The sequence below is a fragment of the Microbulbifer sp. TYP-18 genome, from assembly GCF_040932045.1.
GTDB lineage: Bacteria > Pseudomonadota > Gammaproteobacteria > Pseudomonadales > Cellvibrionaceae > Microbulbifer.
Window position 1 is genome coordinate 94,039 of sequence record NZ_JBFRBC010000014.1, and the last position, 10,416, is coordinate 104,454.

8 protein-coding genes are annotated in these 10,416 nt (G+C 46.6%); all 8 read left to right on the top strand.

Going from position 1 to position 10,416, the window contains the following annotated elements; all coding sequences use genetic code 11:
* The first annotated feature begins 60 nt into the window (after nt 1-60).
* Nucleotides 61-933 carry an alpha/beta fold hydrolase gene (locus ABVT36_RS12485; RefSeq protein ID WP_368456865.1) on the top strand — a complete coding sequence of 291 codons (873 nt, stop codon included), beginning with the start codon at nt 61-63 and terminating at the stop codon, nt 931-933.
* Nucleotides 908-2,428: an amino acid adenylation domain-containing protein gene (locus ABVT36_RS12490; RefSeq protein ID WP_368456866.1), complete on the top strand. Its 1,521-nt coding sequence runs from the start codon at nt 908-910 to the stop codon at nt 2,426-2,428. The genes ABVT36_RS12485 and ABVT36_RS12490 overlap by 26 nt, the downstream gene beginning before the upstream one ends.
* Nucleotides 2,429-2,883: 455 nt before the next feature.
* Nucleotides 2,884-3,597, top strand: coding sequence for a Type 1 glutamine amidotransferase-like domain-containing protein (locus ABVT36_RS12495; protein ID WP_368456867.1), 714 nt, complete (start codon nt 2,884-2,886; stop codon nt 3,595-3,597).
* Nucleotides 3,598-3,744: 147 nt separating this feature from the next.
* Entirely contained in the window at nt 3,745-5,556 is a 1,812-nt protein-coding gene (locus tag ABVT36_RS12500) for an ABC transporter ATP-binding protein (protein WP_368456868.1), read from the top strand.
* A gap of 350 nt (nt 5,557-5,906) precedes the next feature.
* Entirely contained in the window at nt 5,907-6,101 is a 195-nt protein-coding gene (locus tag ABVT36_RS12505; protein WP_367152443.1) for a hypothetical protein, read from the top strand.
* Nucleotides 6,102-6,202: 101 nt separating this feature from the next.
* Entirely contained in the window at nt 6,203-7,801 is a 1,599-nt protein-coding gene (locus ABVT36_RS12510; RefSeq protein WP_368456869.1) for an MBL fold metallo-hydrolase, read from the top strand.
* Nucleotides 7,802-7,940: 139 nt separating this feature from the next.
* Nucleotides 7,941-9,074, top strand: coding sequence for a cupin-like domain-containing protein (locus ABVT36_RS12515; protein WP_368456870.1), 1,134 nt, complete (start codon nt 7,941-7,943; stop codon nt 9,072-9,074).
* A 16-nt stretch (nt 9,075-9,090) separates the two neighbouring features.
* Nucleotides 9,091-10,416 (top strand): condensation domain-containing protein (locus ABVT36_RS12520; RefSeq protein ID WP_368456872.1); only part of this gene is annotated, 1,326 nt, incomplete at its 3' end.

A 10,416-nucleotide genomic window follows, 5' to 3' on the forward strand; every position in this document is an offset into this window, starting at 1 on the left:
TAAGAGTGAGGAGCGTCTGGTGTTCCATATTATGCATTGGTGGGTTTAACGCAGTTACTGATGAGTAAATTAAAATATATAGGTCGAAATAAAATGAAACAAGATGCAATAAAAAGCCATGACGGCATAGAACTTCATTATGCCGTAACTGATATCAAAGAAGACAAGCCCTGGATTGCCCTTATTTTTCCTTTTGGTTTAAAGTTGGACCTGGCCACACCATTTCTGCAGTTTTTTGAACCCCAATACAATGTAGTCGTGTGGGAAACGCGCTCAATCCTGGAGGATTCAACACGTGAAGTTGGGAAGGAAGAATTTTCTATAGAAAATCACCTATCGGATATGAAAACTATCCTGGACTTGTTCCCCAGTGAAAAATACATTGTAGTGGGTTACTGTTCAGGTGCTGGTATTGCATTGGGTGCTGCAAACCGGTATCCCAACCTGATTAATGATCTGCTGTTGGTCCACGGTGAATACACGATGCTAAAGCTCGAAGAGTGTACAACCAATTTTGCCAGGGAAATCGACAGCTTGCTTTCCATGGCTGGAAAGGATGAAAGTTATCTACAGTCCGTATTCGATAAGATAAAGCAGGAACGTTTGGAAGAGACATCCAACCGGCCAGATGGCATAGACATGCCATTTACCCGTCTTGAATTTTTACGTCGCCATTCGGCAAACTATTTATCTTATAAAGCCAATGATTTTGAGCATCTCGCTCAATGGGTGCCTCATAAAACTTTGTTGATGAGTGGAGAGCTGGATGCTCAGGCAAATGTTGAAAGCACCAAAAGGATTGCATCGCTCATTCCTAATGCGGAAGTCTATATCGATCCCGACGCAGATCACTATGGGTTGTTGCGCGAAGATTCCAATACATTAATCACCATTTGGAATTATCTGTATGGACAACAAGCAAATGCAGCTTGAGCGTTACCCTTCGATTCCTGAGCGTTTTAATTGGATATGTGCGCACAAACCCGATAATATCGCGATCAAATACCTCAATCGCAGTTTGAGTTATCGAGAGCTCGAAAAATGTTCGAACTATCTGGCTAAACACCTGTCTGAATGTGGCGTTACTTCTGGAGATATTGTCGCTATCGCCTTGCCGAGAAGTTTTGAGATGGTAATTTCAATGATAGCCATTCTCAAATGCGGTGCCGCCTATTTTCCGCTAGACGAATCCAATCCCATTGCCCGGAACCATTTATGTCTCACAATTTCCAAGGCGAAACTGGTTGTGTGCAATGCAGCTTCAAGAGTTCAATATGCAAAGCATTGTTCTGTAGTCAACATCGACGACGTTGATGTCTTTCAATCTCAATATGAACTTGGTCCTGAACGAGATATTCACGAGGAAGATAAAGCCTACGTCATGTTTACCTCGGGTTCCACCGGGAATCCAAAAGGCGTTATTGTGCCTCATCGAGCTGTATCGCGGCTGGTCATCAAAACCAACTTTATTGAAATCAACGAGTCCGATGCTATTTTGCAATTCGCGCCTGCGTCGTTTGATGCCTCGACATTCGAAATCTGGGGCGCGATACTAAATGGCGCCACGCTTGTATTGTATTCAGGTGCCGTATTGGACCCTAATTTACTCAAACGGGAGCTTCTGGACAATAAAGTCACGATAATGTGGCTCACAGCGGCGCTTTTCCATTTGGTATCCGAGAGATTTATCGAAGCGTTGAAGCCTTTGCGAGTAATGCTCGCTGGAGGTGATGTGTTAAATAGCAAAAATATTTTAACCGTTCTTGAGAGTATTCCTAATATTACTGTTGTGAATGGCTATGGACCTACAGAAAATACCACATTTACATGCTGTCATAGAATGACTGCTAGCAACCCTCCGGGGATGCATGTTCCTATCGGTAGAGCCGTTAGTGGTACATCTATTCACATCTTGGACGAACAGGACAGGGCGGTTAACCCGGGTGAGGTGGGCGAGCTAATCGTTAGCGGTGCCGGAGTAGCACTCGGTTATCTTGGTGACAGCAAGTGTGCTAATGCATTTTTTACTAATAGCGATATTGATGAAGGCTTACTTTATCGAACGGGTGATCTTGTGTGCGAAAATCCGTCGGGTGAGCTCTCATTTATTGGTCGCCGGGATAATCAGATAAAGATTCGTGGCTATCGCATATCGCTAGAGGAAATTCGCAGTGCCATTGCCGCTATCTCTGAGGTTATTGATGCACTTGTGATTCGAAAGGTAATGGATTCAGGAGACCAAATCTTAGTTGCATATATCGCTATTGGTGAAACTAGCGAGCTTACAATAAAAATAATTCGCGAAAAATTACTTAAGATTTTGCCCGCATATATGATTCCCGATCAAATTATAGTGAATTCCGATCTCCCTATAAATTCCAATGGTAAAATCGACAAGGCAAAGCTTCAATCCGCCGATATGAATTGAAATTATATAGCCTAAAATGATTAAAAAGGAGTGGGCACATAATTGTTTCAATTTTTAATGACAGGGAAGCAATGCTAAGGTTGCTGATAAAACTAATTTTTTAGAACTCGACGTACCATCATTGAAAATCGTGAGATTTTAAAAAAGCCATCTTCCGTGCGCCTAAACTATGGAAGAGTAAAAATTGCTCTATTTTTAAAAGAAAATTACCCTAAACTTAAGGCTGTGGCTTGGCTGACTCCGTATCCACTGCAGAGCAGAGCATCAAGATAATTTTTTGGGCATAAGATGGCAATGGTGACTTGGTCTTCTACTATGAGACCGCTTTGAGCTGCGATAAATACCGTATGATGTTGGTTTAAGCTAGAACAAGTTCGATCATAATCGGATAGTCAGCAAGGGCGCACACAATTATGTTCTTTTTAAAGATCCCCTAAACCCATTAGAAATCTGCTATGTCAACATCTCGTAAATCGGTCTACTTGCTGGCAGATAGCCATCAATTGTTCTGGCCGCCCCAGGATAATTCACTTATTTCAATGATTAGAGAAGATCTCGATGTCAACAGTGATAAGACATTTAAAGCCGCCTACTTAGGTATGTCAAACGGTGATCAAACAGAGTTTTACCAATTATTTCAGGCAGCAATGAATAATATTGGCGCTCACGAAGCACGTATGGTAAAAGCCGATGCAGCGGATGAAGATCTGGACTTTCTTAAGGAGGCGAATTTACTACTGCTCGCTGGAGGCGAAGTCGGTCTAGGATGGTCAGTTATGCAAGAAGCGGGCTATGATGCGATTTTTACTGAGCGATTTCTGGCAGGCTCAGTACTCGTGGGAGTATCGGCGGGAGCGGTGCAACTTGGTATGGGATTTAAGGAAGAGGGACAGTCTTTTATTTCCACAACAAAAATTGTTCCCTTCTATATCGATGCACACGACGAGCAGAGGCAGTGGTGCCGTCTGAAGTCTCTGCTTGGCGGTCAGGAGGATTTTGCAAAAGGCTATGGTATCCCTAAGGGAGGTGCTATGGTAGTCCATGCAGATACGATACTGGAGCCTATACAAATACCTGTAGAGGAATTTTTCCGGGAACCTTCCGCCGATGCAGTTCTGCGGAGCAATATATTGATGCCGAGAGGAGTGCGGTCTGACGATGTCAGTTAATTGGACCGAGTGCAGCTTTAGACAGGCAGCATGGTACGAGAGCAGATTTGCTAGCCCGCTATATGCATTTCCCCTTTTATTTAAATGTATCCTATAAATCCAGAATATCATGATTAACTCTCGTTGTTTAACAATAAGGTCGCGATTATGAGCGCAACGGCAAAACCCGAAGTGGTGGTCCAGGAAGGCATCAATACGTTAAAAAAGCTGCTTCCCTATTTTTCAAGTCATACGTCGCTACTGGTGATCGGCCTGTTGTCCATGTTAATTGGTATCGCAATGTCGTTCAGCGTGGGTTTTTTGATCCGCTATGTAGTTGATGCATTTCCGGAAACCCAGTCAGAAGCTGTGCAATTTCTTGATAACGCACTGCTGGTAGCCTTTGCCTACATTATTGTGTCAGGTATTGCTGGCTTTGTTGCCGGTGTGTGTTTAAGAAGATTGTCACAGAATATTGCCCGTGATGTACGCAAGGATATATTTAAGAATTTAATTAATCGAAGTATGGCCTATATTGGTCAACAGTCTAGTGGTGACATTCACACAAGAGTAATCGCGGATGCCGGTGCGGTTGGTCGTTTTCTTGCTGAGCAAGTGCCAACGATTATTACGGCAGGATTGACCATGTTAGTGGGCGTAGTGGGTGCATTGTTCATCAGTACCAAGCTGACCTTGATCGTGCTTTGTGCTTTGCCCTTTGTGTTTCTCCCCGTAATTTTTGTTAGCAAACGTTTGCGCATACTCGGGCGGGAGGTGCAGACGGCAATAGCAACACTGGGATCCTTTACCGGTGAAGTGTTTCGCAATATTAAAGTTGTGCGCGCCTATAACCGGGGTCGGGAAGAATCGCATATTTTCGGAAAAAAAGCGCAGAATGTTGTCGATTTTCGAATGAAAACACTGCACGTAGAGCTCAGTGTTTCACTTTTGGTTGAATCTCTTGCCTTGATGGCTTTTGTCGTACTGTTGTGGTCTTCTGGCAAGGATATTTTTACTGGTGGTATGACTGTTGGCCAGCTTATAGCCTTTGCTTACTTTTCACTAATGATCGTTCAGTCCGGTATGCGTTTTTTGAAGGTGGCTACCTCTTTAAATGTTGCTGTGGGCACATCTAAAAAGGTCTTGGAGTATATCGACGATGAAAAGGTGGAATGGCCGACGTCGGTGGAAGCAAGTGAATTTGTTGGGATGGTCGAATTTAAGAATCTGTTTTTTCGCTATCCGGAAAGACCAGATGTGGAGGTGCTAAAAGGTCTGAATCTCAATATTCAGCCCGGAACCCATCTAGCACTTGTCGGACATTCCGGCGCTGGAAAGTCCACATTGTTTGAACTCTTATTAAAGCTTTATGACGAATACGAAGGCGAAATCTGTGTCGATGGCAAAGACCTGCGATTGGTTGACACAGTTGCATTTCGCTCCGCCATTGGCTATGTACCGCAGTCGGAAAGTTTGTTCAGTGGCAGTGTGAAAGATAATATCGCGTATGGTTCCGACGGAGTGAGTGAAGAGCACATCGTGGCAGCAGCGCAAATGGCTCAGGCTGACGAGTTTATACGCAATCTACCTGCAGGCTACGAGACAGATTTGGGCGAAGTGGGAGGGAGACTCTCCGGTGGTCAGAAGCAACGAATAGCACTGGCTCGTGCGCTGTTGAGAGATCCGAAAATATTACTTCTTGATGAGGCGAAAAGCGCTTTGGATTCAGAAAGCGAACGCCAGGTGGCGCAGGCGATAAACCAATGGGCGGAGTCGCGTAATGCGACCGTTATTTCAATTGCACACAGGCCGTCGACTATTCGTGAGGCCGATACGGTGGCGGTGGTCGATAAGGGAGTGGTTGTTGATCAAGGAGATCACGATAGTTTACTCAAGCGCTGCCCAATATATGAAAGATTGGTCTTCGAGCAATCGGAAAAACTTGAAGCGTCAGAGGTCCCTGACACAATGGAAACGTAATCCATTGTGGCGACAAATGCATTGGAACAATTGCCTTTTATTCAAACTATAAGACGCAGTTGAACGCGGGGTTTGTGTTGATACATAACGACATGAGACGAGGCGTTGATCACAGGTAAAGGCTGTGCCCCTTACCTGGAGCGACAATACTGCTTTCCGGCTTTAAGTCCAGTTCAACGCTGTGGGGCGCTATTGAATTAGTCCGATATGTGAGCATACATCCGAATGTTTTATGTACAATTCAAGGTGTTGTGAAAGGTATCAGTAGTCAACAGTGGTGTGTAGATTTAAGCTAGTCCCTTCTGGATGAGAGCTGGTCTCACGCAACACACAACAACATAGGTGTCACTATGAGTTCAGAAAACAAGCATGAAAAAGAAAGTAAGCATATGGCCTTGGCGATGTCTTATGGTGCCTCTTTTGGGCTCACGATCGGTCTTATGGTCGGGCTCTTTGCTGGGAATATTGGTTTGGGAATTGCTTTTGGCGCTGGCTTTGGCTGCACCTTGGGGCTACTGTACAGCATCATATTTAATCGCCGTTAACGCTATCACATAAAAGACAGCGGAACTTCAGCGGCCGGCGGCACGCCGATTAAATTCCGTCTTTCGAGCGCAATAGCGGTATGACACTCTATAGGTGAATGATGAGTGATAAAACTCTTTATCTTAGGGAAGACGTTTATTTCGAGCCCTTGTTTAATCAGTGGTACTGCTGGTCGATGCTAATTCCACCGGTAACGGCGGCGCGCTACACGGTGAGTACGCATCGAAGGATTATGAAGTCTTTTGTCAACAACTACGACCTGCATATTAGTGCGGTTAAAGAGTCGGTGGTTACGGGAGGCGATTTTCTCAATTGCACGAAGGAGCAGGTGGGTGATGTTCAAGCCCTGATTGATCACATAGATCGGGATCTACCTGATGTGGTGGCTATAGCCAACGCCATCCGGGATGTCGACAATATGCTTGTTGAACATACAAATGGACACAGCATAGAATATTTTTATGAAAAATTGCCCGCCGAACTAAGCGGCTACATCGAGCTGGTGATGGACCTTCAGCATCGCCCCACCTATCGTTTGATTGAGCCCCTACTATACAAAAGTTCCTACTATAAACCTGAGTTACAGGCGCTTTCCTTCGGGATGTGGTCCAAGGTGGATGATCGGCCCTTTGTGTTGAGTACGCCACGCTTGCCTGATAATAATCATCTTGAAGTGAAACAAAGCTTTAACGCCTCTCTTGTTGATGCTTTATTTCGCGCTCGCGAATTTCCGGTCTCACAACAGTGTGTAGAATCCTGGTTTGCCGACGTAAAAATCCGCGGCGGCCTAGACTACCGCGAACTCTTTACGCAACAGACGAGTAACCATCCCTATACCCCGGTTGATCAGGGCGTGCGTGTACAATATATGGGGCACGCCGGCTTTATGCTTGAGTCGAGAAATACTTGTGTGTTGATTGACCCAGTGATTGCCAGTCGAGGAGAAAGCTTTGCCAATGATGTGTGCAGTTTCAGCCAAATTCCACCAAATATTGACTGTATCTGTTTGACGCATAATCACCAGGATCATGTGAATATCGAGTCATTGTTGCAACTGCGATACAAGACCAAAAAAATTCTTGTGCCAAAGAATAACGGAGGTTCCCTTGCAGATCCCTCTCTTAAGCTGATGTTGCAGCAGCTGCAATTTGACGTGGTGGAAATGGACGAGCTGGAAGTCTTTACATTAACTGGTGGGCAAATTACCAGCATCCCTTTTTTAGGTGAGCACGGCGATTTAAACGTACGTAGCAAAACCGCTTGGTTGGTTGAGCTTGAAGGGAAAAAGTGTTTCTTTGGGGCCGATTCTGCAAATCCCGATATAAATCTGTATCGACACATGCGTGATTTGCTCGCCGACCTTGACGTTTACGCCATCGGAATGGAGTGTGTGGGTGCTCCCTATACTTGGCTCTACGGCGCTTTGCATACAAAGGTGGTAGCAAAAACGATCAAGGAATCGCGGCGACTCAACGGCTCTGACTGTGAGCAGGCTCTTGCCGTTGTTGAATTGCTTAAGCCTGCGCGGGTGTATCTGTATGCTCTCGGTATGGAACCCTGGTACAAGTACTTTATGGGCCTTGAGTACGATGGCGATTCGAAGCAGATCGTCGAATCGAATAGGATGTTGCAAGCCTGTGCGGACCGCGGCATTCATGCGGAAACCATGTACGGCAAGCATTTGACCTTACTTAAGTAATCTGAATTGTTTTAGATGTTTTTGCCCAGGTTGCAGCTAATAACTGGGCCATCCAATCTCGCTTAAAGACGCTGCCGGCAAATAATTCCCTCTAATGTGCTGGCAGTTTATGAAAATCTCCTGAAAGCGAATATTCATAGTGCAGTCATTTCCCATCGAACGCGTGACGCTCAGCGATTTTTTTGAGCGGTGTTATGCACAGTCTTATCCTGTTGTGATCACGGACGTGGTACAAAAGTGGCCTGCTTTCGATTGCTGGTCGCCGGAGTATTTTGTCCATACCATGGCGGAGAAGCGGGTCCAGGTGGCCTATACCCAGGAAGATACCTTTGCTTATCAAAATGGCGAGCCCAAATATGGTCGGGTGAATCTACCTCTCGCTCAAGCTCTTGAAAAGGTATTGCAAACTCAACCAGATGGTGTTCGTTTTTTTCTGATGCAGCAACCCATGGCCAGCGCCTATCCGGAGTTGATGGATGACATACGTATTCCAGATTGGCTGGACGAAAACCTGATTACGATCAATTTTTGGGTGGGGTCCAAAGGCGCGTTTACGCCCCTTCATTTTGATACGGAAGACAATTTTATTGCCCAGGTATTTGGTAGAAAACGCTTCACGCTCTATGATCCGGCACAGTTGGATTGCCTCTATCCAAATGATAAAACAGATAAGTACTCACATTTAAGTCGCGTCAATATCGCACATCCTGATCATCACGCTCACCCCCAATTTCATCATGCCGAACCTATTACTGTTACTCTGGATGCTGGTGAAATGCTGTATTTGCCATCGCACTGGTGGCATGCAGTGCAGTCGATAAACGTCAATGCCATGGTAAACTTTTGGCAGCAGAGTAATGATTTGAAGCTGTATCTGGAAAATCCCACAGGTATCCATTCCCTCTGGTATCTGTATCAGGACAACCTTCTACAGTCGCTCGATGGCCTGCTAGATGCGAAAAATACGTCATTTTTGGCCTGCGCAGAAGTGATGCTGAATCGTGATAGACAGGCGGCGGTATTGCTCGCCCATGCCGGGCTGATCGACGCATTAATGCGCCTGGACTTATGCGAGGGCGAAACCAAAAAAAGTCCCAATGAGTTACAGAACTTGATTGGCGAGTTCTATCGACGAGGACGCCTATCGGACGTCGACCTGGAAAAAATTCAGAATTGGCGATTCCTCGCTCTGCAGACATTTACCGACGAGGTTGGGCCGGCTGATGCCGCGGCCATGGTCGACGATGTGAAATTATTTCTCCAGCAGCTTTAATCCACTAGATTTCTCAATGAGTGACGACCCTTCAGTGAACTTTGTTCTGGATTCCGCGCACGCGCAAAAGCGCAGCGGTACACCCCTACTACTTTCCCCCATTCAGAAGCGCCTTTGGTTTCTTTCTCAATTTACCGGTCCGTCTCACATACTCAATTTATTTCGCGCCTGGCAATTGCGGGGCAGTACCGGCGGCTCTGAGCTTGAACAGCAACTGAGAAAAATCATCGAGCGGCACGAGCTGTTGAGGGCACGTTTTACAGTAGAAGCGGGAGCGATCTGCCAGGTGTTTGACAGGCCTGTTGACGCCTGTGTGTTCATGAAAAGCTGCCGCGAGTGCGAGGTGAAGTCTATCGTGCAGCGCGAGCGCTCGCATGTGTTTAATGTCAACGAGGATGCCCTTTGTCGATTGATGGCACTTAGTTGCATCGATACCGGTCGGGTGTATGTGCTCATCACCCTTCATCAATTAATTGCAGATGACCGCTCATTGACTCTGTTGGCGGATGACCTTCAGAAGTACGCTGCCGATGTGGCACAAACGCCTAAGGGATCATTTAGCAAGTATTCTATGGAGCAAAATGCGCTTGCTGAACAGGAAGAGTACCCGTCGCTACTGACCTTTTGGCGGGTGTCTTTACAAAATATTCCCGCGCTGCTGACGTTACCTGCGGAGCGCGCACGTCCACCCGAGCGAACTTATCGCGGCGGGCACCTTACCGCTGCGCTAAGGGGCGACTTGATCGCTGGACTTCCACAGCTGGGTCACAGTCACGATCTCCATCTCGATGATGTGTTTCTGGCGGCCTTTATGGTTCTGCTCAATCGTTACACGCGGCAGGAGCATATTGCCGTGGGTACGGCTATTGACTATCGCACGGGGGAGGACGCTAGGGCGGTGGTGGGCCCGCTGACTAATACACTGCCGGTATGCGGCTGTGTGAGCGACGATCCAAGAGTACTGGATTTTATTCGCCAAATTGCCAGGGTTCGGGAACAAGTTTGTCGACACGGTAAGCTGCCCTTTGAGCAGTTGGTGGATGAGTTGAGTATGGAGCGCAACCTGAGTTATGCGCCTGTATTCCAGGCGCTGATGACTGTGGAAAGAGACCATGAAGCTGGGCCAGCTCAATGGTCTCCTGTGGATAGCTCTTTCGAAGGCAGCGCCTGTATTGCCCTGTACGATCTTGCGCTGAAAATCTCAATGTCATCGGGGGGTGTTTCGGCTCGTCTGGAATACAGCTGCGACCTGTTTGAGGCGGATTGGGCGGAGGGCTTGTTGGCCCACTATCAGCAGTTGCTTGCCGCCATGGTGGCCACGCCCGAGCGGCGGCTGTCGCAG